Below are 21,451 nucleotides of genomic sequence, written 5' to 3' on the forward strand. Positions count from 1 at the left end.
GCCCGGTGCCCCCGGGTCACCGGGCGGCACGGCCGGCGGCGCGAGCTGGCGGACGGCCCCGATGTCCGCCATCACCCGGGCCTTGAGCTCCGGCGGCGGCGCCTCCGTCTCGGCCGCGCCGAGCCGGGCCAGCGTCGCGGAGAACTCCCGGACCTCCAGCGCACAGGCCCCGCACACCGCCAGATGGTGCTCGAACTCGGTGCGCTCGGGCTCGTCCAGGGCGTGCGCGGCGTACGCACCGGTGAGCGTGTGCAGATCGGCTCCGAGTGTCACGACCCCACCCCCAGGCAGTCCCGCAGCCGGATCAGCCCGTCCCGCATCCGCGTCTTGACGGTGCCCAGCGGCGTACTCAACATGTCCGCCACCTCACGGTAGGAGTAACCCCGGTAGTAGGCCAGGGTGACCGACTGCCGCTGGAGCTCGGTCAGCATCTTCAGGCAGCGCCGCACCTGCTCGCGCTCCAGCCTGCCCTCCACCTGCTCGGCGACCTCGTCGAAGGCCGGCGTGTGGGAGCGCGCGGCGACCCGCTGGTCGCGGTCGGCCGCGGCCTGGACGGCGCGCACCCGGTCGACCGCCCGGCGGTGCGCCATGGTCAGCACCCAGGACATCACCTCGCCGCGCTCCGGCTGGTACCGGGCGGCCGTGCGCCAGACCTCCAGCATGACCTCCTGGGTGACCTCCTCGGACTGCGCCGGGTCGCGCAGGACCCGGCGGACCAGGCCGAAGACCGGGCCGGCCACGGCGTCGTACAGCCGGGAGAAGGCGTCCTGGTCGCCGAAGGCCACCTGGGCGACGAGTTCCTTGAGATCGGGTCCGCGCCGGTGCGGGCCCGACAGGTGGACGACGGTGTTCACTCCACCACCCCGCCGGGACGTGTCGTCACGGGCAGCCGCGCGGCGCGGGCCGGACAGGCGCGCGGCTCGCCCGTCTGACGGGTGGCGGGCATCGGGAACCTCCGCGGATCGACTGGGGACCGCGCCGTCCACCGACGGCGGCAGTCATCGGTAACGGGTGTTCGGAGCCGGGCGCCCATCGGATTGCCCACCGCACGGACCGTCGCGGAACTGCTGCGCCCGAGCGGCTCGCCGACCGAACCGATCGGCCGCCGAAACCTCGACGACGGAGCACCTCGCAGACCGAGCGATTCACCGACCGGACCGGTCGGTCCGGGCAGCGAGCCTGTCACATCGGGTACCGCCCGGCCAGCCACCTGGCCGCACCCGTGCCCCGCGAACCCGCGGCCGGGCCCGCCGCTCAACGGCCGCTGCCGGGCAGCCAGTCGCGGGCCGGGTCGTACTCCAGCCAGCGCAGCCGCCGGGCCGTCCGGGCGAAGGCGTCGAGGAGGGGACGGAACCCGGGCGGTTCCTCCGGGCCCGTCCACAGCAGCGACCAGGCGTAGAGCGGGGTCGGCCCGACCAGCGGCACGAAGCGCAGGCCCGGGTGGTCGCGGGTGACGGCGTCCGCGGGGAACAGCGAGAAGGCCCGGGGGTCGTCCCGGATGCCGGCCAGGAAGGGTGCCAGGCCCAGGTTGGGGCCACCGGTGCGCCGGGAGACGCCGAAGCGGTCGGCGAAGGCGGTGAGGAAGTCCAGCCGGCCGGGCTCCGCCGGGTGGTGGAGCAGGCTGTCCCGCAGGTCGGCCGGCCGCAGCTGCGCGGCGTCCGCGAGGGGGTGGTCGGCGCCGAGGACGGCGTCGACCGGCTCCAGGCGGACCGTCCGGTGGGCGAGGCCCTCCGGGGCGGCGGTGGCGGGCACGCGTCCGAGGCCGAGGTCGGTCTCGCCGCGCCGCAGGGCCCGGACGACCGCCGGGTAGTCCCGGGCGGCGCCCGGTTCGACCGCGGGCAGCCCGGCTCCGTCGAGCACCGGGGCCAGACTGCGCATCGGCGCGTAGAGGTGGCCCCAGACGTCGATCCGAAGGCTGCCGCCGCCCGTGGCCGCTGCGACCGCCCGCTCCCCCGCCGCCAGGGCCCGGCGGGCCGGGCCGAGGAACCGCCCGCCGGTCTCGGTCAGCCGCACCCCGCGCCCGCCGCTGCGGTCGAGCAGCCGGGCACCGAGCACCTCCTCGAGCCGGGCGATGCGCTTGGAGAGGGCCTGCTGGCTGATCCCCAGCCGGTCGGCGGCACGGCCGAAGTGCAGCAGGTCGGCCGCCGCGGTGAAGGCCCGCACCTGGGCAAGATCCAGATCCACCTCCCCGACCTTAGGCGACAACCCCTGGTTGTCGATTCACCGGGGCCGGTTGTTGGACCGTCAGGCACCGCCCGCGGTCTGCTGGGGGCACTGCCCGCCGACCCTCAGGACCAGCTTTGTCCACCTTCCTCGAACTGCCCGGCATCCTCCACGACTTCACCCTCGTCAACCGCTCCCGGGCCATCGCCGCCGGCCTGGACGCCTTCGCCTACGACCGCGTCACCGCCGGGCTGGGCTCGCTCATCGACTGGTCCGCGGCCTTCCGTGCCGTAGGACGGGCCCACGTGGAGGCGGCCGGGGCGGCCGATGCCCGCGGCCACCGCGTCTCCGCGGGCGAGTCCTACCGCTCCGCCGCCCGCTGGTTCCACTGCGCGAGCTGGCTGCCGCACCCGGACCGGGCCCTCGCGGCCCGCGCCGCCGCCGAGGCGGACGCGGCGATGGCCGATGCGCTGGCCCGGCTGGACCCCGGCGCGGTGCGGATCGAGGGCGAGACCTTCACCGGCTGGCTGCGCCGCCCGGCCGGCACCGGCGGGCCGGCCCCCGCCACGGTCCTGGTGATCCCCGGCATGGACTCCGGCAAGGAGGAGTTCCACGGCGTGGTGGAGGCACTGCTGGCCCGCGGTCTGGCCGCACTCGCCCTGGACGGCCCCGGGCAGGGCGTCCGGGCGGCCACCGGTGCGCCGCGCCCCGACTACCAGGCGGTGGTGGGCGAGGCACTGGACGCGCTCACCGGCCTGGGCGGACTCGATCCCGCCCGGACGGCACTGATCGGGCTCAGCCTGGGCGGCTACTACGCCGCGGTCGCGGCCGCCCACGAGCCGAGGGTGCGCGCCGCCGCCACGGTCAGCGGCCCGTACCGGCTGGTGTGGGACGAGCTGCCGCCGTTCGTCACCGACACCCTCACCCAGCGGGCGGGCGGCCGCGCGGCCGCCCGGGAGTTCGCCGACCGCGTCGACCTCACGGCCGCCGCCGGGCTGATCGGCTGCCCGCTGCGCGTCGTCGACGGCGGCATGGACACCATCCCCGGCGTGGTGAACGGCGAGCCGCTGGCCCGCAGCGCCCCGCGCGGCGAGTACCTGCTCGTCCCGCACGGCGACCACCTGCTGGGCAACGCCCGCCCGGACTGGCTCCCCGGCACCGCGGACTGGCTCGCCGACCGGCTCCGCGGCTGACGGGCGGACGCGGGCAATCCGCGCAGCCGCACGCTCCGAATAGCGGCCGGCGGGGCGTACGGTCGAGCGAGCGGCCGGGCGCAGCCGCCGTACCGCCCGACCAGCACCGCACAGCACCACTCCAGGAGACCGACCGCCGTGCCGACCGCCCGCCGACCGTTCCCGCTGTTCGACGTCCGGGAGATCTACGCCGAACCGCAGGCCGCGGCCTCCCCGCGCGGCCGGCAGGTACTGGAACGCTTTCCGCAGGCCAGGGTGGTCGAGGTGCCCTCGCACTGGCGGATCCCGCACCTGCACGGCAACGCCGGGAACGTCGAGCGGTGGGCGCGGATCAAGAGCGAGGTCCTGGTGCTGGGCGTGAAGAAGTCCCTCGCCGCCCGGCCCAACGGCCGCTCGGCGGACTGGATCGCCCCCAGCTCCGCCAACGGCTGCGCGCTCGCCTGTGCGTACTGCTACGTGCCGCGGCGCAAGGGTTACGCCAATCCGATCACCGTCTTCACCAACATCGACCGGATCATCGGCTACCTCGCCGGGCACGTCCGCCGCCAGGGCCGCAAGCCGGAGCCCAACCAGTGCGACCCGGCCGCCTGGGTGTACGACATCGGCGAGAACAACGACTGCTCGGTGGACGCCCTGGTCTGCGACAACACCGCCGACCTCGTCCGGGCCTTCCGGCACTGGCCGACCGCCAAGGCCACGTTCGCCACCAAGTGGGTCAACCGCGACCTGCTGGACCTGGATCCGCGCGGCCGCACCCGCATCCGGTTCTCGCTGATGCCGCCCGCCGACGCCCGGCTGCTGGACGTCCGCACCACGCCGGTGCCGGACCGGATCGCCGCCGCCGGCGACTTCCTGGAGGCCGGGTACGAGGTGCACTTCAATCTCTCCCCTGTCGTCCTGCGCGAGGGCTGGCAGCGGGACTGGGCCGAGCTGCTGCACCGGATGGACGACATGCTGCCCGCCTCCGTGAAAGCCCGGGCCGCTGCGGAGATCATCATGCTGACGCACAACCAGGGCCTGCACGAGGTCAACCTGGGCTGGCATCCGAAGGCCGAACAGCTGCTGTGGCGGCCCGCCCTGCAGGAGCCCAAGCGGTCCGAGAACGGCAGTCGCAACGTCCGCTACCGGGCCGGCCTCAAGGCCGCGGCGCTGGCCGAGCTCGGCACCCTGATCGACCGTCACGCGCCCTGGCTCACGGTGCGGTACGCCTTCTGACCCACCTGCGGGAGACCCGATGACCGAACAGACCGCCCGGCCGCAGCTCTGCCTGGTCACCGGGGCCACCGGCTACATCGGCGGGCGGCTGGTGCCCGAACTCCTCGCGGCGGGCCGCGCCGTGCGCTGCCTGGTCCGCGACCCCGGCCGGCTGCGCGACCACCCCTGGCGGGCCCGGGTGGAGACCGCCACCGGCGACGTCACCCGGCCGGAGACCCTGCCGGCCGCCTTCGAGGGCGTCGACACCGCCTACTACCTCGTCCACTCGCTCGGCACCGGGCCCGGCTTCGAGCGCACCGACCGCGAGGCGGCCCGGGCCTTCGGCGCGGCCGCCGCCCGCGCAGGGGTGCGGCGGATCGTCTACCTGGGCGGACTGGTGCCGGCCGGCGTGCCGACCGCCGAGCTGTCCCCGCACCTGCGCTCCCGGGCCGAGGTCGGCCGGCTGCTGCGGGCCAGCGGCGTCCCGACCGCCGAACTGCGCGCCGCAGTGATCATCGGGTCCGGCTCCGCCTCCTTCGAGATGCTGCGCTACCTCACCGAGCGGCTGCCCGTCATGGTGACCCCCAGCTGGGTCGGCACCCGCATCCAGCCGATCGCCGTCCGGGACGTGCTCCGCTACCTGGTCGCCGCCGCCGACCTGCCGCCCGAGGTCAACCGGGCCTTCGACATCGGCGGGCCCGACGTCCTGACGTACCGCCGGATGATGCTCCGCTACGCGGCCGTCGCCGGGCTCCCCCGCCGGATCGTCGTACCGGTGCCCGTGCTCACCCCCCGCCTCTCGAGCCTCTGGGTCGGCCTGGTCACACCCGTGCCCAACTCCATCGCACGGCCGCTGGTGGAGTCGCTGCGGCACGAGGTCGTCCGCGCCGAGCACGACATCGCCCGGTACGTGCCCGACCCGCCCACCCAGTCCGTCCCCGGCCTGCCCCGGCCGGTGCACGGCCTGATCGGCTTCGATGACGCGGTACGCCTCGCGCTGCGCCGCATCCGGGACGCCGAGGTCGTCACCCGTTGGTCCTCGGCTTCGCTGCCCGGGGCGCCGAGCGACCCGCTGCCCACCGACCCCGACTGGGCGGGCGGCAGCCTCTACCAGGACGTCCGGGAGCGGCGGGTCGGCGCGGCGCCGGAGGCCGTCTGGCGGATCGTGGAGGGCATCGGCGGGGAGAACGGCTGGTACTCCTTCCCGCTGGCGTGGGCGCTGCGCGGCTGGGCGGACCGGGCGGTCGGCGGGGTCGGGCTGCGGCGCGGCCGGCGCGACCCGGCGCGGCTGCGGGTCGGCGACTCGCTGGACTTCTGGCGGGTCGAGGAGATCGAGCCGGGGCGGCTGCTGCGGCTGCGGGCCGAGATGCGGCTGCCCGGGCCGGCGTGGCTGGAGCTGTCGGTCGCCCCGGACGGCGCGGGCGGGGCCGTGTACCGGCAGCGGGCGCTGTTCCACCCGCACGGCCTGGCCGGCCACGCGTACTGGTGGTCGGTGGCGCCGTTCCACGCGGTGGTCTTCGGCGGCATGGCCCGCAACATCACCGAACGCGCCCTGGCCGAACCGTAGAGGGAGCCGCTCAGCCTTTCTTCCGGTCGAGCCATTGACGGTAGACGGCGGCGAGTTCGGCGAGGACGGGGGTGCCGCCGGGGAGGGCTGCGGTGAGGGCGGTGAGGGCGTTGGCGGCCTGTGCCGGGGTGGCGGTGGCCAGCCACTTGGGCCAGAAGCCGGTGGCGGGGAGGACGGCGCCGGGGCCTGCCGAGGCGGCCATCCGGGCGGCCTCGCCGCCGAGGGCGGTGTCCCACTCCGTCAGGACGCGGGCCAGACCGTCCCGCTGGCCGGCGGTGAACCGGCGCAGGCCGATCACCCGCAGGCTCTGCCGGACGAGTGCGGGCCGCATGTCGCCGACCGCGCCGGTGACGGCGAGCAGCAGACGCGGGTCCTGGGAGATCAGTTCGACCGTCCGCCCGTCGATCAGCCGGACCAGCCGCCGGGCGGCGGTCCGGATGCCGGCCTCCGCGTCGGTACCGTCGTCGTCGGTCGCGCCGTTCCCGCGCTTGCGGGCCAGTTCCCAGCGGGCGAGTTCGACCCGGACCTCCATCAGCCGGTCGCCGAGGTCCCCGGCGAGCTGCACGGCCTCGGCGAGGACGGGGCCGGCCTCCTCGGCGCGGCCGTCCTCGAAGGCCCAGCGGGCGCCGGCGAAGCCGGCCTCCAGTTGGAGGGCGGACTCGTGCTGTTCGGCGGCGCGGCGGCGGGCCGCGTCGGCGAGGGCGCGGGCGGCGGGGACATCGCCGAGGGCGGCGCGCACTCTGGCCTCGAGCAGCAGCAGGCGGGGGCCGTGCTCGGCGCCGGCGGGGCGTTCGGCGATCACCTCGGCGGCGCCGTGCGGGTCGTCGAGTTCGAGCAGCCGGGTGACCTGGACCTCGGCGTGGCGTTCCCATTCCTCGGCGGGGACGTCGCGCAGGGTGGCGGAGAACAGGGTCCGTCCGGAGCGGGAGGCCAGGTAGGCCTGGGCGGCGGGCGGCAGTTCGTCGATGGAGCCGGTGATCAGGGCCTCGACGCCGGGCTGCCAGCGGCGGTCGAGTTCGGCGGCGGGCTCGCCGAGGCTGAGCCGGTGGTAGAGCTCCTCGGCGCGGGAGGTGAGGTCCTCCTGCTGGACGTAGTGCAGGACGGCGGCCTCGTGGATCTCGGCGACCTGGTCGGGTGCCTCGGCGCGCAGCAGGGGCAGCAGTTGGCGGCGGACGTCGCCGCGGTGCTCGAGGGCGCCGTCGGCGGCGCGGGTGAGCAGGGCGACCTCGCGGGCGAACAGGTCGAAGAGTTCGGTGGCGCGCTGGTCGTCGTGGACGGGGACGCCGCTCGGTGCGGCGAGGACGTAGCGGAGCACGTCCGGGGTGAGCCGGCGCAGGACGAGGGCGGGGCGGGCGAGCCGACAGACGTCCGGGTCCTCGATGTGGTCGAGGACGCGGCGGTAGAGGTAACCGTGGAGTTCCTCGCCGGTGATGCGTTCGAGGGTGCGGTCGGCGCCGGCGCCGGTGAGGTCGGCGAGGCCGTCGGCGCGGACGAGGTCCGCGGCGAGGCGGAGGCTGAGCGGGTTGCCGCCGACGAGGTCGATGACCCTGTCGAGGCCTGCCGGGTCGGCGGCGGGGCCGAGCAGGGATTGCAGGTAGGCGCGGGCGGCGTCGCGGTCGAAGTCGGGCAGCCGCCGGGTGCGGGCGGGGAGGTCGACGGGGGCCCGGCCGGAGAGGACGATCCGGACGGCGGGGTTGGCGTCGGCGAGGCGGTCGAACATCCGCCAGAGTTCGGCGAGCACTTCGGGGCCCTGGTACTGGGCGGTCTCGAAGGTGTCGACGGCGATCAGGACGGGTCCTTCGGGCAGGGCGAGGGCGAGCAGCCGGGCGAACTCCTGGTAGAGCTCCTCGCGTTCGGAGGGTGCGGTGAGGAGCCGGGCGGAGGCGGTGATGTGGTCGGGGGTGCCGCGGGCGGCGGCCGCGGAGTCGGCGTGGGCGGCGACGAGGGTGTGCAGGTCGGGGGTGGAGGCACGGGAGATCCACTTGCCGGTGAAGAACTCGGCGAGGGGGCGCAGTCCCGGGTGCTGGATGCGCAGTTGGCGGACGGCGTCGAGGAGGAGGGTGAGCGGTTCCTGGGGGAGCATGCCGGGCCGGTCGAGGTCGATGAAGGCGAACGGGAGCCGGGGGGTGGCGCCGCGGTGTTCGCCGTCGAGGATGAACCGGGCGAGGACGGTGGACTTGCCGATGCCGCCGGGCCCCCAGAGCAGCATGGGCCGGGGGTCGGTTCCTGCGGTGTGGTCGGCGAGTTCGGCGAGGACGTCGGCGCGGCCGCCGAAGTGGCTGCTGACCAGGCGGCGCAGCGGTTCGAGGAGTTGGCGGCGTTCGAGGTGGTCGGTGACCTCGTCGCTGCCGGGCAGGCCGGGGACGACTCCGCCGAGCCAGTCGGTGACGCGGGCGGTGGCGAGGAGTTCGTCGAGGTCCTGCTCGGCGGTCGGCGGGGCGGTGCCGGTGAGGTAGCGGGTGAGGGCCTGTTGGACGGGGCCCTGGGGGCGGTCGGGGTTGGCGTCCAGGGCGCGGCGGTAGGCGTCGGGGCCGGCCATGGCGGCGAGGGTGGTGCGGCGGAGCGGTTCGGGCAGGCGCCATTCCTGGGTGCCTTCGGCGCCGTAGACGGGTTCGCTGGCGGCGAGGAGGGCCTGGAGGGCGGTGTTGTCGGGTGCGTGGTCGACGGGCCGGAGGGTGGCGGGGTCGTAGCAGGCGAGGACGGCGGCGGCCTGCCGGTAGGCGTGTTCGGCGGGGGTGGCGGGCCGGGCCGCTTCGGTGGTGCTGCGGGCGAGGCGTTCGAGGCGTTCCTCGACCGCGCCGGCGGTGATGCGTTCGCGGGCCTTGCTCATCGCAGTACCTGCCTGTCGAAGACCGCGTTGGCGGTGTCGCGGACGGTGTCGGGCAGGCGCCGGATCGCGGCGGCGCGGTCCGCGGGGAGCATGTCGAGCATGCGGTCGACGATGTTCTCGACGACGGGCGGGGCGATGTCGACGTCGAGGCCGGCGGCGAGGCGGGTGAAGAAGTCGCACAGGACGCGCCGGTCGATGGTGCCGACGGGTTCGGTGAGGACGGAGTCGAGGGCGTCGAGTTCGGGGTGGCCGTAGCCGAGGAGGATGACGCGCAGGCCGGGGAGGCGTTCGCGGATGGCGGCGCCGGCGAGGTGGTCGACGAGGGCGGCGGTGTCGGCCTGCAGCGGGACGTGGTCGAGGCTGTCGACGACGAGCAGGTACTTGGAGTGGACGCTCTGGTCGTAGAGCTGGCCGACGAGCCAGTCGCGCAGGCGGCGGGCCTGGGCGGCGCCCTGGGCGTACTGGTCGACGGCGGGTTCGGGCAGTTTGAGCTGGGAGGCGATGGAGCTCATCAGGTCGTGCGGGGTGCAGACCTGGTCGGCCCATTCGCTGAGGTCGACGAGGACGGGCTTGAAGGTCTGCAGGTGCTGGGCGACGTGGGTGACGAGGTACCAGGTGTAGGACTTGCCGCAGCTGCGGGGGCCGGTGACGAGGAGGACGCGGCTGCGGCTGTCGGAGACCAGGTCCTTGAGGTGGGTGCGCAGCAGGGTGCGGTCGAGGAAGAGCCGCTGGCCGAGGAGGTCGGTGAGGTAGGGGTCGTCCTGGCCGCCGGCACCGGGGGGCGGGACCGCTGCGGTGAGGAGGCGGTCGGCGAGGGTGGCGACGGTGGGGAAGCGGCCTTCGCGCAGGGCGCCGAGGAACTGGTCGAGCCAGCCGGCGCGTTCGGCTTCCTCGACGACCTTCTGGACCATGCTGCGCAGGTCGGTGTCGGTGCTGATGGCGGCCAGTTTTCGGTCGATGTAGGAGAGTTCCTGCCGGAGGTCCTGCTCCTCGTAGTCGGTGACGACGGCTTCCACGAGGTGCCGCCGGTCCACGCCGGAGAGTCTCACCGCCACCGCCTCCTAGTCGGCCACGGGGAAGACGCGGTCGGCGTGTCCGCGGCGCTCCAGCAGGGCGCGGACGGCCGGCAGCGGGATCGCCTCGTTGTAGGCGGGACGGTGGCCGGGGCTGTAGTCGGGGTCGCCGCTGTGGTGGAGGGCGACGGGGTTGAGGTCGCGGTCGAAGCAGGGGGAGCCGGAGGAGCCGGGTTCGGTGTCGGCGCCGTGCCGCAGCCGGGTGGCGTTGGCGTTGAGGCCGAGGACGGGTCCGATGGCGAGTTTGAGCGGTCCGGCGGCGGGGTGCTGGAGCAGGAAGAGGTGGGCGTGCTCGTCGTCGGCGGGGGCGGCGGGGCCGGTGATCCAGCCGCGTTCGGGGGCGTCGGGGGCGGCGCGGTCGGCGGCGACGGGTTCGCGGCCGGCCTCGGCGGCGAGGCGGAAGAGGGCGTAGTCGAGTTCGTCGTCGGCGGGGAGGCGGTCGCCGGGGTCGGTGCTGGTGTCGACGGGGCTGGGCGGGCTGGCGTCGACGAGCCAGTCGCCGTCGGCGAGCGGGTGGGGGGTGCCGGGGTTGAGGACGGTGCCGTCGGCGGACTTCTTGTGGTCGAAGCGGACGAGGACGTCGGCGGGTTTGCTGCGGCCGTCGATGACGGGCGCGAGGACGTGGTGGTTGGTGAGGCACAGGTCGGGGGCGACGAGGAGGGCGGTGCCGTAGGAGGTGCCGTCGGTGCCGCCGACCTCGACTCGTCCGACGCGGCCCTCGAGGGCGCCGAGGCGCTGCCGCCAGCCGGTGGGGTCGAGGTAGCCGGGGCGGTCGGCGAGGACCCGCTCCAGGGCGGCGCGCTGTTCGGGTCGGACGGGGGTGAGCCGCCACTGTTCGGCGAAGGCGGCGAGCCGGGGACTGGTGGGGTTGGCCTCGCGGGCGCCGGCGACGAGGGCGGGGGCCCAGCCTTCGCGGTCGGCGGTGTCGAGGACCTCGAAGGCGACGGTGCGCAGGTTGGAGCCGAGGGAGATCTCCTCGCGGCGGCGGTCGAGGTGGAAGCGGAGCATCTGGTCGAACGCGTTGAGGGTGAAGGCGTCGAGGAGGGCCGCGACGGCTTCCTTCATCTGCGTGCCTGGCATGGTCATCTGGGTGCCCCCGGTGGTGTTCCGGCCGGTCCGCGGCGGGCTGTCGGCGGTCCGGCCGCTGCGGGCGGGTGCCGCCGGGGTACGGGCGGACGCGACCCGGGCGGGCCGTCAGACGGCGATGTGGGTGAGGACGGGGTCGCGGACGGCCGGGCAGGCGAGGTACTCGGCGGCGCCGTGGTGGTTGGCGCTGTCGTTGACCACGAAGACGTCCTCGGTGAGGACGGCGGGTTCGTACTCGGGGCGGACGGTGCTGTCGAGGGCGACCAGGTCGCGGGCGTCGCAGGCGTTGCGCCAGGCGGCGACGCCGGGCGGCACGGTGAGGGGTGCGGCGAGCCGGTCCTGGATCTCGGTGATGCCGAGCGGGGAGCCGATGGTCACGAACAGCGGCACTTCGCCCTCGTAGGTGCGCAGGACCTCGTAGGCGATCACCGAGCCGAGGCTGTGGCCGATGACGACGAGCGGGCCGTCGGCCTCGTCGAGGGCGCTCGCGACGATCTTCTGGATCTGTTCGCGCAGGCCGCCGAAGAAGTAGGCGTGCACGTCCTTGAAGGTGTGTCTGACGAGGGTCTGGAAGGCGAGGGTGCGGCCGAAGCGGGGCAGCGGCAGCGCTTCCAGGCCGTTGGCGCCACCGGGTGCGCCCTCCCCGGCGGACAGCGCCTCGGCGGCGTACACCATGTCCCGCAGCCAGGGGTCGAGCGGCCCGGCACCGCTGCTCTCGAACGGCCCGGCGGCCTCGGCGCGCACTGCGGCGAGGAACTCCTCGGGCGGGGCGGGCTCCGTGGCCCGGACGGACTCCAGGGGTGTTCCCGACGCGGGCAGTTCGGTGACGCCGTCGTCGGGTACGGCCGCGGGCAGGGGCTCGGGGTGGCGCAGCGGCGCCCAGTACGCCATGCGCGATTCCTCGCCCATCGGGCGGCCGAACAGGGCCGCGTCCCATTGCTGTTTCAACTGCTGCTCCGGCGGCTTGTTCCCGATTCCGTGCACGTACACGATCGCAGGTCCCATGGCGTTCCTCCGGCGACGGGTTCTCCTATCCAGTGTCGGCCCGTGGGCGGCCTTCTGCCGTTCTTCCGGCGGTTGGTGACGATCCGTGACGGGAGTCGGGCGGGTCGGCGTGAGGGATGTGCGGGGCAGGCACGACGGTTGGGACAGCGGAGCGTGACGGCATCCCTGGTGTCGGCTGATGCCCCGTCGGTGCGGGCGGGCCCAGAGGGTTTCCGAGGGTGACGGACGGTGGGCGGCGTACCGGGGAGCGCAGCGGCGGGCAGGGCTGTGCGGGGCACCCGGCCCCGGTCGCGGACGGTGCACGGCCGCCCGCCGCGGTGCGGGAAAATCGGTGTGCGGAGCGCCGCGGCGCGACTAGGTTCGGACGGCGGGACGTGATCGCGCGGAGAACGGTACGGAGGACGGCATGACCGGGACGGGTATTCCGGGTGCGGGGCTGACGCTGTCCGCCCTGCTGGCGGGCCACCGGCCGCGGACGGCCGAGGAGGCCGCCGACCTCGCCCGCCTCGCACCGCTGACCGCGGCCGACGACCCGTACGCGCGGGAGCTGCCGCTGCACGTGACCGCCTCGGCACTGATCGTGCACCCGGCCGAACGCCGGGTGCTGCTGCGGTGGCACGCGCGGATGCAGGACTGGCTGCAGGTCGGCGGGCACGGCGATCCGGGCGAGGAGTTCCCGGCCGCGGTGGCGCTGCGCGATGCCCGGGAGGAGACCGGGCTGCCGGACCTGGCGTTCTGGCCGGCGGAGGAGCTGCTGCACGTCGTCGTGCTCCCGGTGCCGGCGTCCGCGCACGAGTCGGCGCACGAGCACGCGGACCTGCGGTTCGTCCTGGCCACCGGCACGCCGGACGCGGCCCGGCCGGAGCATCCGGACGCCCGGCTGCGCTGGCTCCCGCTCGACGAGGCGGCCCGGGCTGCCCGCGGCGAGGCGCTGCGCGAGTCCCTGGCCCGGGTTGCCGAACTGCTGGACGGCGGGCCGCCGGCGCGCCGGCCGCACTGACGGACCGCCACGGAACGGATGCGAGGAATGGAATTGCACAGCGACCAGGTGCTGGTCTTCGACGCCGACGACACGCTGTGGGAGAACAACGTGCTCTTCGAGCGCGTGATCGACGGCTTCCTCGACTGGGTGGCGCACCCGGAGGGCCGGACGGCCGCGCGGGCGGTGCTCGACGCCGTCGAGTCGGCGAACGCGGCGACGCTCGGCTACGGCGCCGAGGTGTTCCGCCGCAACCTCGCCGAGTCCCTGGAGCGGCTGCACGGGCGGGCCGCGACCGCGGCGGACCACGACCGGATCGAGGAGCTGCTCGTCCCGCTCACCGCCAGGACCGTGGAGCTCATCCCGGGCGTCGCCGACACCCTCGCCGTCCTCGCCGGGCGGCACCGGCTGCTGATGCTCACCAAGGGCGACCCGGCGGAGCAGCAGCGGAAGATCGACGCGTCCACGATCGCGCACCACTTCGGCGGCGTCCACATCGTCGCGGAGAAGGACGTCGGCACCTACCGGCGGCTCGTCGCCGAGCTGTCGCTCGCCCCGGAGCGCACCTGGATGATCGGCAACTCCCCCAAGTCCGACATCGTCCCGGCCCGCCGGGCGGGCCTCAACGCGGTGTTCATCCCGCACGAGCACACCTGGGTGCTGGAGCACGAGGAGTTCGGCGCCCACACGGCGACCCTGGAGCTGAGGGCCTTCACCGAACTCCTCGGCCACTTCTGACCCGGCCGCGCCGGGCCGCACGTGCCGCGTCCCGTCCCTGCGCCCCCGGGCGGCCCGGGCTCGGTCCGCATGCGCACCACACGAGCGGCACGGCAGGTTTGAGCGGTCCGGGAACCGGCGAGGGGCCAGGCATGGACGTTCACACCCTCCCCGGATCCCGGCGTCCGCCGCTCGCCGAGTGGCTGGACGCACCGTCCGGCTGGACCGACCTCGACCCCGTCTCCGAGCGCCTGCACGGCCTGCTGCAGCAGGTACCGGGGCCCGTCCGGGACGCCCTGCACGGCGTCTGGCTGGGCCACCCGCTGCACCCCGCCGTCGTCCAGGTGCCGGTGGGCTGCTGGCTGTCGGCCACCCTGCTGGACGCCGCCTGCGCCTCTCCCGACGCCGCCCGGCGGCTCACCGCGATCGGCCTGGCCGGCGTCGCACCGGCCGCCTGGACGGGCTGGGCCGACTGGTCGACCCTTCCCCGCGAGCAGCGCCGCACCGGCCTGCTGCACGTCGTCGGCGTGGTCACCGCCGCCGCCCTGCAGGGCGCCTCCCTGGGCGCCCGCTGCCGGGCCGCCCGCACCGGTACCACTCCCGCCACCGGCCGCCGCCTGGGCCTGGCCGGCCTCGCCGTCCTCGCCGCGACCGCCACCCTCGGCGCCCACATCGCCTACCGCTCCGAGTCCATGGCACCCGCCCCGGACGACGACGCCTCCGACCTCTCCTGACCCCGGCGGCTGCGGCCGTCCGCACGTCGGCACCGGAACGCGTCGACTGCCCCGGCACCGTCCTCCCGGGGCCGGATCTCCCCGACGGCACCCGGTGACCGGCTTCCGGGGTCACCCGTCGACGCCTGCTGCCCGGTGGGGGTTGAATGGTGGACGGGGCCGATCGGGCCGGAGGCACCATGGACGCGGCGGCCGCAATCACGGATGCCAGGCGCCTGCACGGCGGGCGTGCCTGGCGGGACGCCTGCGAGGCGTACGCCGCTGCGGACGCCGGCGGCGGGCCGGCCGGGCTGGGGCCGGACGACCTGGAGGACTGGGCGGAGTCCGCGCAGATGCTCGGCCGCGGCGAGGAGGCCACCGGGGTGCTGCAGCGGGCGTACCGGGCGCGGGAGGAGGCGGCGGACGTCCGGGGCGCGCTGCGCTGCGCGTTCTGGCTGACCGAGGTGCTGAGCATGCGCGGCGAGTTCGCGCACGCGGGCGGTTGGCTGGCCCGGGCCGCGCGGCTGGCCGAGGCCGGGCCGCCGTGCGCCGAATGCGGGTACCTGCTGGTGCGGGAGGCGGAGCGGCAGCTGGAACAGGGCTGCCACGAGGAGGCGTTCGCGACGGCGGGGCGCGCCCTGGCGCTGGCTCAGCACCACGGGGACCGGGATCTCGCCGTGCTGGCCGCGCAGTACCAGGGCGCGGCACGGATCGCCCAGGAGCGTGTCGAGGAGGGCCTGGCACTGCTCGACGAGGCGATGGTGTCGGTGACGGCGGGCGAGACGACCCCGCGGATCACCGGCTGGGTGTACTGCCTGGTGATCGCGCTCTGCCAGGAGCTGCAGGAACTGCGCCGGGCCCGCGAGTGGACGCTGGCGCTGGACCGCTGGACGGATTCGCTGCCGCAGTTCGAGGGCGGGTACTCCGGCATCTGCCTGGTGCACCGCTCCGAGCTGCTGCGGCTGGTCGGCGACTGGCCGAACGCGGCCGTCCAGGCGCGGAGCGCCTGCGAGCGGCTGACCCGGGGCTTCGGGGAGTTCCTCGCCGGCGGGGCGTTCTACCAGCTGGGCGAGATCCACCGGCTGCGCGGCGCCTGGGACGAGGCCGAGGAGGCGTACCGGGAGGGCGGGCGGTACGGCAGCGACGCGCAGCCGGGGCTGGCCCTGCTGCGGCTGGCGCAGCGGCGGACGGACGCCGCGGCGGGCGGCATCCGGCGGGCGCTCGCGGAGACGGCGGACCGGCTCGCCCGGGCGCGGCTGCTGCCCGCCTTCGTGGAGATCACCCTCGCGGCGGGCGACACCGCGGCGGCCCGCGAGGGCGCGGCCGAGCTCGCGGCGATCGCGGAGACGTACCGGCGGCCGGCCCTGGACGCCCAGTCCGCGCTGGCCCGGGCGGCGTTGCTGCTCGCCGAGGACGCGGCCGCCGAGGCGCTGCCCGAGGCCCGCCGGGCCTGGCGGCTGTGGCGGGACCTGGACGTGCCGTACGAGGCGGCCCGGTGCCGGGTGCTGGTGGCGCTGGCCTGCCGGGCGCTCGGCGACGAGGACACCACCACGGTCGAGCTGGAGGCGGCCGCGGCCGCGTTCACCCGGCTCGGCGCCGAACCGGACCGCGCCCGGACGGAGGCGCTGCGCACCCGCGGCACCGGCGCGGCGGACCGGCGGGCGGGGGCGGGGTCCGGGCTGACCCCGCGCGAGCTGGAGGTCCTGCGGCTGGTCTCCGAAGGCCTCACCAACCACGCCGTCGCGCGGGAACTGCACCTCAGCGAGAAGACGGTCGCCCGCCACATCAGCAACATCCTCGCCAAACTCGGTGCCCCCTCCCGCACGGCCGCCGCCGCCTTCGCCTTCGAACACGGCCTGACGGGCGCCCCGCGCTGAGCGTCGTCACCGTCAGGGGCGGGCTCCCGAGGACGTGCAGCCGTCCGCCCCCGTCTGCATACAAATGCCCATGCCCCGGCAGCGGGAACGCATGGTTCTCCCGACGCGCGGCGGGGCGCCGGCCCGTAGCGTCGGAGATACGGCGAACGGCGACGGGAGGCGGCGATGACGGTGGCGACCGGGCACCGGACGCCCGCCCGCGGTGCGGGGCCCGCCGGGGAGGCCGATGCGGCGGCGGTGCTGGGCACCGCGCTGGAGGCGCGGGGCGAGCACGCCGCGGCGGAGGCCGCGCTCCGCCGGGCGGTGCGGATCCACGAAGCCGAGTGGGGGCCGCACGATCCGCGGCTGGCGGGGCCGCTGCGGGCGCTCGGGGCCGCGTGCGCGGCGCGCGGCCGGCTGGCGGAGGCGGAGCACCTGCTGCGTCGGGTGCTGGCGCTGCTCGCGGCGGACGGACCGGAGCAACCGGATCGGCAGTGGGACCAGGGGGCCGAGGAGGAGTGATGGACGCGGAACGGCACGAGACAGTGATCATCGGCGCGGGCCAGGCGGGGCTCTCCGTCGGGCACCATCTCGCGAAGCGCGGACGGGAGTTCGTGATCCTGGACGGCAGCGACCGGATCGGCGACAACTGGCGTTCGCACTGGGACTCGCTGCGGCTGTACAGCCCGGCCCGGTACGACGGGCTGCCGGGCATGCGCTTCCCGGCGCCCGGCTGGTCGTTCCCCGGCAAGGACCAGGTCGCGGACTACCTGGAGGCCTACGCGCAGCGGTTCACGCTGCCGGTGCGCACCGGGACGAAGGTCCGCGGGCTCTCCGGCGAGAACGGCGGCTACGCGGTGGACACCGACCACGGGCGGCTGCTCGCCGAGAACGTGGTGGTGGCCACCGGCACGTTCGGACGCGGCGCGCTCGTCCCGGCGTTCGCGGCGCAGCTCGATCCGCGGATCCTGCAGCTGCACTCCAGCGAGTACCGCAACGAGGCGCAGCTGCACGACGGCCCGGTGCTGGTGGTCGGCGCGTCGCACTCGGGCGCGGACGTGGCGTACGAGGTCGCGCTGCGGCACCGGACGGTGCTCTGCGGGCGGGAGACCGGGCAGATCCCCGTGCGACTGGAGGCCCGCTCGACGCGGCTGGTGATCCCGCTGCTGTGGCAGCTGGCCAACCACGTGCTGACCACCGGGAATCCGCTGGGCCGGAAGATGCGGCCGGAGGTGCGGGTGCACGGCGGGCCGCTGCTGCGGGTGCGGGCCGAGGATCTGGAGCGGGCCGGGGTGGAGCGGGTGCCGGACCGGATGACCGAGGTGCGGGACGGCATGCCGGTGCTCGGCGACGGCCGGGTGCTGGAGGTGGCCAATGTGGTGTGGTGCACCGGGTTCCGGCAGGACTTCGGCTGGATCGATCTGCCGGTGATCGGTGAGGACGGCTGGCCGGCGGAGCACCGCGGGGTCGCGGACGGCTTCCCGGGGCTGTACTTCTCCGGGCTGTCCTTCCAGCGGGCGTTCAGTTCGATGCTGGTCGGCGGTGCGGGGCGGGACGCGGAGATCGTGGCCAAGCACATCGCGGCCCGCGAACGCCGGCTGCACCGGGCGGAGCGGGCGCACCGCGTGCCGGCCGCCGTCTGAGCCGGGCTCCGTCCAGGGGATGCGGGAGTCCGGCTTGACCGAGGAGATAATAAGCGCGCATAGTAGTTTCATGACGAAGCTCGCAGCGGCACGGATCACCTCCACCGCACACCCGTCCGTCTTCTTCGCCCGCTGGGCGGACACGGCCACCTGGCCGGAGTGGAACACCGACACCGAATGGGTGCGGCTCGACGGCCCGTTCGAGGCCGGCACCACCGGCGTCCTCAAGCCCAAGGGCGGGCCGAAGGTGCCGTTCACCGTCGAAACACTCGTCCCGGAAAGGGAGTTCACCGACGTGTCGAAGCTGCTCGGCGCCCGGCTGACCTTCCGTCACCTGGTCGGACGGACGGCCGAAGGCACCACCGCGGTCGACGTCGACGTCACCCTCACCGGCCCGCTCGCCCCGCTGTGGAACGCGATCCTCGGCAAGGGCATCCGGGACAGCCTCCAGGCGGACCTCGACCGGCTCGCCGCCACCGCCGAGGCCGACAGCGCGGTGACCGCCCGATGAGGGCCTGGCTCGGCGTCGTCTGCCGCGACCACGTCGCCCGCGGCACCGAGCTCGGCATCGCCCAGCTCAACCACGGCCGCCGGGACTCGATCGCCCGCCTGGGCCCCGGCGACTGGCTGGTCTACTACTCGCCCCGCACGAGCCTGGCCGGCGGGCGCCCGCTGCGCGCCTTCACCGCCATCGGCCGGGTCGCCGACGACGAGATCTGGCAGGCCGACGAGGGCGGCTTCAAGCCCTGGCGGCGCCGCGTCGACTACCTGCCGGCCGCCGAGGCCCCGCTCGCGCAGTTCGACGGCGCACTGGACCTCACCTCGGCCCCGAACTGGGGCTACCGACTGCGCCGCGGCCTGGTCGAACTGACCGACCACGACCTCGGCCTGGTCAGGGCCGCTATGGTCACGGCATGACCGACGACCCGCCGCGCCTGGCCAGCGACTTCACCGATCCCGACGAGAGCCCCGGACTGTTGCTCTGGCAGGTCACCAACCGCTGGCAGGCCGCCCAGCGGGCCGCCCTCAGGCCGCACGGGCTGACGCACGTCCAGTTCGTGCTGCTCGCCTCGCTGAGCTGGTTCCAGGCCGACGGCCCGGTCACCCAGAAGCACCTCGCCGACCACGCCGCGACCGACCCGATGATGACCTCCCAGGTGCTGCGCGCCCTGGAGTCCCGCGGCCTCGTCCACCGACTGCCGCACCCGACCGACCGCCGCGCCCGCGCCCTCGCCGCCACCGACGAGGGCCGGGCCCTGGCCGACCGCGCGGTGGCCTCCGTGGAGGCCTGCGACCGCGACTTCTTCGCCGTCCTCGGCGACGGCGCCGACGCCTTCACCGCCGCCCTGCGATCGCTGCGCAACGGGCCGGGCCCGGTCGGGGGCTGAGCTCCGTACGCCGGCCGCACGACCGGCAGTCGGGCCACCACGGCTCCCGGGTCCGGGTCGGGCGGCCGCCGGCCTTGATGCCCGCCGCGGCAGAGCCGCGGACCGACCCCGACGCCGTTCCGTCAGTCGTCGGCCCCGACGATCGTCCACGGGCGCATCAGGTCGTCGTCCTCGTGCTCGAGGATGTGGCAGTGGTGGACGTACGTCGCCGGGAGTTCGGTACCGCTGCCCGGCAGCGAGGCGATCGGCTCCGTCGGCACCTCGAAGTCCTGGATGACGATGCGGGTCACCATCTCCGAACAGGCCTTCACCGTGTCCTTGCTGGACCCCGCCTCGTCCGGGTCCGGCGGAATCGGCGGGCCGCCCGGTACGCCCCGGGCCTGTACCCAACTCCCCGGCAGGGGGCGGCAGGTGGCAGGGCGCGGAACGACTCCGCACGGCGGGGCCGTACCATCGGGCGCATGATCACAGTGGCCACCTGGAACGTGCTGCACCGCGTGCACGCGGAGAACTGGGGCGGGGACATCCCGGAGCTCTGGCCGGACGAGGCGGAGCGGATCGCCGCCGTGACGGCGCGCGTCGCCGGGACGGCCGGGCGGATCATCGCCCTCCAGGAGGTCAGCGGCGACCAACTCGCCGACCTGCGGCGGGCATTGCCCGACCGCAGCATCCACGCCATGGAGTACCCGCGCGTCCCGTCACCGCGCCGGGTCGCGTCCCGGCTCGGCGACCGCAGCGAGCACCTGGTGCTGATCCTGGACACCCCGGGCGAGGAGGTCGCCGCCGAGGCGTACGGGGACGACCCCGGCAAGGGCCTGCTCGCCGTCCGGACGGCCGGCCTGCTCGTCGCCGCCACGCATGTGAGCACCGGTCCCCGGCGTCCGGGCCAACTCGCGCGCCTGGCCGAGGTGGTGACCGGCGCCCCGGACCGGACCGCGGTGCTGCTCGGCGACTTCAACGCCGACCGCGGCACCGTGGTGGCCGAACTCGGCCCCGGGTTCGCCGCCGCGGCCCTGCCCGCCGACGGCCCGCCGACCCGGCCCCGGACCACGGGCGAGAAGTCGCAGTGGATCGACCACGTCATCGTCCGCGGCGCCACCGCCGACGGCGCGGTGGTCGAGGACGCCGCCGGGCTCTCCGACCACAACCCGGTCCGCGCACGCGTCACGCCCGCGCCCTGACCGGACCAGCCCGGCCCGACGGCCGGGGCCTGCTGCCAGGATGTGGGAGGACAGCCGGTGCCGGACAGGAGGACGCACATGACGCCGCAGGACCGGGTGGCCGGCTTCTACGACAGCCTCGCCGCCGACTACCACCTGATCTACGCCGACTGGGACGCCGGCATCGCCCGGCAGGGCGCCGCCCTGGACGCACTGCTCCGCGAACGGCTCGGCTCCGCGCCGGCGGACGTGCTGGACTGCTCCTGCGGCATCGGCACCCAGGCCATCGGGCTGGCCCTGCGCGGGCACCGGGTGGTCGGGTCCGACCTCAGCGCGGTGGCCGCCGCCCGGGCCGTCCGCGAGGCCGCGGCCCGCGGCGCCGCACTGCCCGCAGCCGCCGCCGACATGCGCCGGCTCCCGTTCGCCGGGAGCCGGTTCGACGCCGTGGTCTGCGCGGACAACTCCCTCCCCCACCTGCTCACCGCCGAGGACGTCGGCGCCGCACTGGCCTCCATGCGACGGGTGCTGCGCAGTGGCGGGCTGCTGGTGGTCAGCACCCGCCCGTACGACGAACTGCGGCGCTCCCGGCCGACCACCACCCCGCCGCAGGTCGTGGAGACGCCCGAGGGCCGGGCCACCACCCACCAGCGGTGGCACTGGCACGAGGACGGCGAACGCTACGACCTCGACCTCGTCCGGGAGCTGGCCGGGCCGGACGGCGTCCGCACCACGGTGCGGCGCGCCACCTACTGGGCGCTGACCCGGCAGCAGCTGACCGCCATGGCCGGGGCCGCCGGTTTCACCGGCATCGCGTGGGCGGAGCCCGCGGCGAGCGGGTTCTTCCAGCCCGTGCTGACCGCCGTCGCACCCTGAGCGGTGCACCG

General features: G+C 75.4%; 22 protein-coding genes. 14 read left to right on the forward strand and 8 right to left on the reverse strand.

Translation table 11 applies throughout. The features are described 5' to 3' along the window. From AB0M03_RS31315 to AB0M03_RS31325, 3 genes are all read right to left on the reverse strand, one after another. On the reverse strand, positions 1-273 hold a 273-nt coding region (locus AB0M03_RS31315), incomplete at its 3' end, for a zf-HC2 domain-containing protein (protein WP_363497581.1). Continuing rightward, a complete protein-coding gene (locus AB0M03_RS31320) occupies positions 270-854 on the reverse strand; it encodes a sigma-70 family RNA polymerase sigma factor (RefSeq protein WP_363497584.1) in 585 nt (194 codons plus the stop codon). The genes AB0M03_RS31320 and AB0M03_RS31315, both read right to left, overlap by 4 nt. Positions 855-1,254: 400 nt before the next feature. Next, on the reverse strand, positions 1,255-2,184 hold the full coding sequence (locus tag AB0M03_RS31325; protein WP_363497587.1) for a LysR family transcriptional regulator: 930 nt from the start codon (positions 2,182-2,184) through the stop codon (positions 1,255-1,257). A gap of 116 nt (positions 2,185-2,300) precedes the next feature. Here AB0M03_RS31325 and AB0M03_RS31330 point away from each other — a divergent pair, with 116 nt between their 5' ends. From AB0M03_RS31330 to AB0M03_RS31340, 3 genes are all read left to right on the forward strand, one after another. Next, positions 2,301-3,356: an alpha/beta fold hydrolase gene (locus tag AB0M03_RS31330; RefSeq protein ID WP_363497590.1), complete on the forward strand. Its 1,056-nt coding sequence runs from the start codon at positions 2,301-2,303 to the stop codon at positions 3,354-3,356. A 138-nt stretch (positions 3,357-3,494) separates the two neighbouring features. Next, positions 3,495-4,571 (forward strand): spore photoproduct lyase family protein, encoded by a 1,077-nt coding sequence (locus tag AB0M03_RS31335; RefSeq protein ID WP_363497593.1) that lies wholly within the window; start codon positions 3,495-3,497, stop codon positions 4,569-4,571. 19 nt (positions 4,572-4,590) lie between these two features. Then, positions 4,591-6,117: an SDR family oxidoreductase gene (locus AB0M03_RS31340; protein WP_363497596.1), complete on the forward strand. Its 1,527-nt coding sequence runs from the start codon at positions 4,591-4,593 to the stop codon at positions 6,115-6,117. 10 nt (positions 6,118-6,127) lie between these two features. Here AB0M03_RS31340 and AB0M03_RS31345 read toward each other — a convergent pair whose 3' ends face one another. The 4 genes from AB0M03_RS31345 to AB0M03_RS31360 all read right to left on the reverse strand — a co-directional run bounded on the left by AB0M03_RS31345 (position 6,128) and on the right by AB0M03_RS31360 (position 12,111). After that, entirely contained in the window at positions 6,128-8,947 is a 2,820-nt protein-coding gene (locus tag AB0M03_RS31345; protein WP_363497599.1) for an AAA family ATPase, read from the reverse strand. After that, positions 8,944-9,996 carry a hypothetical protein gene (locus tag AB0M03_RS31350; protein WP_363497602.1) on the reverse strand — a complete coding sequence of 351 codons (1,053 nt, stop codon included), beginning with the start codon at positions 9,994-9,996 and terminating at the stop codon, positions 8,944-8,946. The genes AB0M03_RS31345 and AB0M03_RS31350 overlap by 4 nt, the downstream gene beginning before the upstream one ends. Before the next feature lie 12 nt (positions 9,997-10,008). Continuing rightward, positions 10,009-11,100 carry an effector-associated domain EAD1-containing protein gene (locus AB0M03_RS31355; RefSeq protein ID WP_363497605.1) on the reverse strand — a complete coding sequence of 364 codons (1,092 nt, stop codon included), beginning with the start codon at positions 11,098-11,100 and terminating at the stop codon, positions 10,009-10,011. A gap of 114 nt (positions 11,101-11,214) precedes the next feature. Then, the gene (locus tag AB0M03_RS31360) at positions 11,215-12,111 is read right to left on the reverse strand and encodes a hypothetical protein (protein ID WP_363497607.1); all 897 of its coding nucleotides are present in this window, start codon (positions 12,109-12,111) and stop codon (positions 11,215-11,217) included. 406 nt (positions 12,112-12,517) lie between these two features. On the opposite strand from AB0M03_RS31360, the gene AB0M03_RS31365 reads away from it, so the two are divergent. From AB0M03_RS31365 to AB0M03_RS31405, 9 genes are all read left to right on the forward strand, one after another. After that, positions 12,518-13,111, forward strand: coding sequence for an NUDIX domain-containing protein (locus AB0M03_RS31365; protein WP_363497609.1), 594 nt, complete (start codon positions 12,518-12,520; stop codon positions 13,109-13,111). 27 nt (positions 13,112-13,138) lie between these two features. Continuing rightward, positions 13,139-13,828: an HAD family hydrolase gene (locus AB0M03_RS31370; RefSeq protein ID WP_363497611.1), complete on the forward strand. Its 690-nt coding sequence runs from the start codon at positions 13,139-13,141 to the stop codon at positions 13,826-13,828. Positions 13,829-13,959: 131 nt separating this feature from the next. Then, on the forward strand, positions 13,960-14,541 hold the full coding sequence (locus tag AB0M03_RS31375) for a DUF2231 domain-containing protein (RefSeq protein WP_363497614.1): 582 nt from the start codon (positions 13,960-13,962) through the stop codon (positions 14,539-14,541). Positions 14,542-14,720: 179 nt separating this feature from the next. Next, positions 14,721-16,397, forward strand: coding sequence for a response regulator transcription factor (locus tag AB0M03_RS31380; RefSeq protein ID WP_363497617.1), 1,677 nt, complete (start codon positions 14,721-14,723; stop codon positions 16,395-16,397). Between the two features lie 165 nt (positions 16,398-16,562). After that, positions 16,563-16,898: a tetratricopeptide repeat protein gene (locus AB0M03_RS31385; RefSeq protein ID WP_363497620.1), complete on the forward strand. Its 336-nt coding sequence runs from the start codon at positions 16,563-16,565 to the stop codon at positions 16,896-16,898. Further along, positions 16,898-18,019: an NAD(P)-binding domain-containing protein gene (locus AB0M03_RS31390; RefSeq protein WP_363497623.1), complete on the forward strand. Its 1,122-nt coding sequence runs from the start codon at positions 16,898-16,900 to the stop codon at positions 18,017-18,019. Before AB0M03_RS31385 ends, AB0M03_RS31390 begins: the two co-directional genes overlap by 1 nt. 70 nt (positions 18,020-18,089) lie before the next feature. Then, complete coding sequence (locus AB0M03_RS31395; protein WP_363497626.1) at positions 18,090-18,530, forward strand: hypothetical protein; 441 nt, start codon at positions 18,090-18,092, stop codon at positions 18,528-18,530. Beyond that, on the forward strand, positions 18,527-18,937 hold the full coding sequence (locus tag AB0M03_RS31400; RefSeq protein ID WP_363497629.1) for an EVE domain-containing protein: 411 nt from the start codon (positions 18,527-18,529) through the stop codon (positions 18,935-18,937). Before AB0M03_RS31395 ends, AB0M03_RS31400 begins: the two co-directional genes overlap by 4 nt. Further along, entirely contained in the window at positions 18,934-19,407 is a 474-nt protein-coding gene (locus tag AB0M03_RS31405; RefSeq protein ID WP_363497632.1) for a MarR family winged helix-turn-helix transcriptional regulator, read from the forward strand. The genes AB0M03_RS31400 and AB0M03_RS31405 overlap by 4 nt, the downstream gene beginning before the upstream one ends. A gap of 122 nt (positions 19,408-19,529) precedes the next feature. Here the strand turns inward: AB0M03_RS31405 and AB0M03_RS31410 are convergent, their stop codons facing one another. Further along, on the reverse strand, positions 19,530-19,700 hold the full coding sequence (locus AB0M03_RS31410) for a hypothetical protein (protein ID WP_363497635.1): 171 nt from the start codon (positions 19,698-19,700) through the stop codon (positions 19,530-19,532). A 168-nt stretch (positions 19,701-19,868) separates the two neighbouring features. Here AB0M03_RS31410 and AB0M03_RS31415 point away from each other — a divergent pair, with 168 nt between their 5' ends. Both AB0M03_RS31415 and AB0M03_RS31420 read left to right on the forward strand, forming a co-directional pair. After that, on the forward strand, positions 19,869-20,588 hold the full coding sequence (locus tag AB0M03_RS31415; RefSeq protein ID WP_363497638.1) for an endonuclease/exonuclease/phosphatase family protein: 720 nt from the start codon (positions 19,869-19,871) through the stop codon (positions 20,586-20,588). 78 nt (positions 20,589-20,666) lie between these two features. Further along, positions 20,667-21,440, forward strand: a complete 774-nt coding sequence (locus AB0M03_RS31420) for a class I SAM-dependent methyltransferase (protein WP_363497641.1) — start codon at positions 20,667-20,669, stop codon at positions 21,438-21,440. Positions 21,441-21,451 lie beyond the last annotated feature (11 nt).

The organism is Kitasatospora sp. NPDC051914, from assembly GCF_040680995.1.
Classification (GTDB): domain Bacteria; phylum Actinomycetota; class Actinomycetes; order Streptomycetales; family Streptomycetaceae; genus Kitasatospora.

What these genes read in the sequence shown, in the direction of transcription:
- AB0M03_RS31340 (WP_363497596.1), top strand. Translation starts at nt 4,591, where the DNA reads ATGACCGAACAGACCGCCCGGCCGCAGCTCTGCCTGGTCACCGGGGCC.
- AB0M03_RS31345 (WP_363497599.1), bottom strand. Translation starts at nt 8,947, where the DNA reads ATGAGCAAGGCCCGCGAACGCATCACCGCCGGCGCGGTCGAGGAACGC.
- AB0M03_RS31355 (WP_363497605.1), bottom strand. Translation starts at nt 11,100, where the DNA reads ATGCCAGGCACGCAGATGAAGGAAGCCGTCGCGGCCCTCCTCGACGCC.
- AB0M03_RS31360 (WP_363497607.1), bottom strand. Translation starts at nt 12,111, where the DNA reads ATGGGACCTGCGATCGTGTACGTGCACGGAATCGGGAACAAGCCGCCG.
- AB0M03_RS31365 (WP_363497609.1), top strand. Translation starts at nt 12,518, where the DNA reads ATGACCGGGACGGGTATTCCGGGTGCGGGGCTGACGCTGTCCGCCCTG.
- AB0M03_RS31370 (WP_363497611.1), top strand. Translation starts at nt 13,139, where the DNA reads ATGGAATTGCACAGCGACCAGGTGCTGGTCTTCGACGCCGACGACACG.
- AB0M03_RS31375 (WP_363497614.1), top strand. Translation starts at nt 13,960, where the DNA reads ATGGACGTTCACACCCTCCCCGGATCCCGGCGTCCGCCGCTCGCCGAG.
- AB0M03_RS31380 (WP_363497617.1), top strand. Translation starts at nt 14,721, where the DNA reads ATGGACGCGGCGGCCGCAATCACGGATGCCAGGCGCCTGCACGGCGGG.
- AB0M03_RS31385 (WP_363497620.1), top strand. Translation starts at nt 16,563, where the DNA reads ATGACGGTGGCGACCGGGCACCGGACGCCCGCCCGCGGTGCGGGGCCC.
- AB0M03_RS31390 (WP_363497623.1), top strand. Translation starts at nt 16,898, where the DNA reads ATGGACGCGGAACGGCACGAGACAGTGATCATCGGCGCGGGCCAGGCG.
- AB0M03_RS31395 (WP_363497626.1), top strand. Translation starts at nt 18,090, where the DNA reads ATGACGAAGCTCGCAGCGGCACGGATCACCTCCACCGCACACCCGTCC.
- AB0M03_RS31400 (WP_363497629.1), top strand. Translation starts at nt 18,527, where the DNA reads ATGAGGGCCTGGCTCGGCGTCGTCTGCCGCGACCACGTCGCCCGCGGC.
- AB0M03_RS31405 (WP_363497632.1), top strand. Translation starts at nt 18,934, where the DNA reads ATGACCGACGACCCGCCGCGCCTGGCCAGCGACTTCACCGATCCCGAC.
- AB0M03_RS31410 (WP_363497635.1), bottom strand. Translation starts at nt 19,700, where the DNA reads ATGGTGACCCGCATCGTCATCCAGGACTTCGAGGTGCCGACGGAGCCG.
- AB0M03_RS31415 (WP_363497638.1), top strand. Translation starts at nt 19,869, where the DNA reads ATGATCACAGTGGCCACCTGGAACGTGCTGCACCGCGTGCACGCGGAG.
- AB0M03_RS31420 (WP_363497641.1), top strand. Translation starts at nt 20,667, where the DNA reads ATGACGCCGCAGGACCGGGTGGCCGGCTTCTACGACAGCCTCGCCGCC.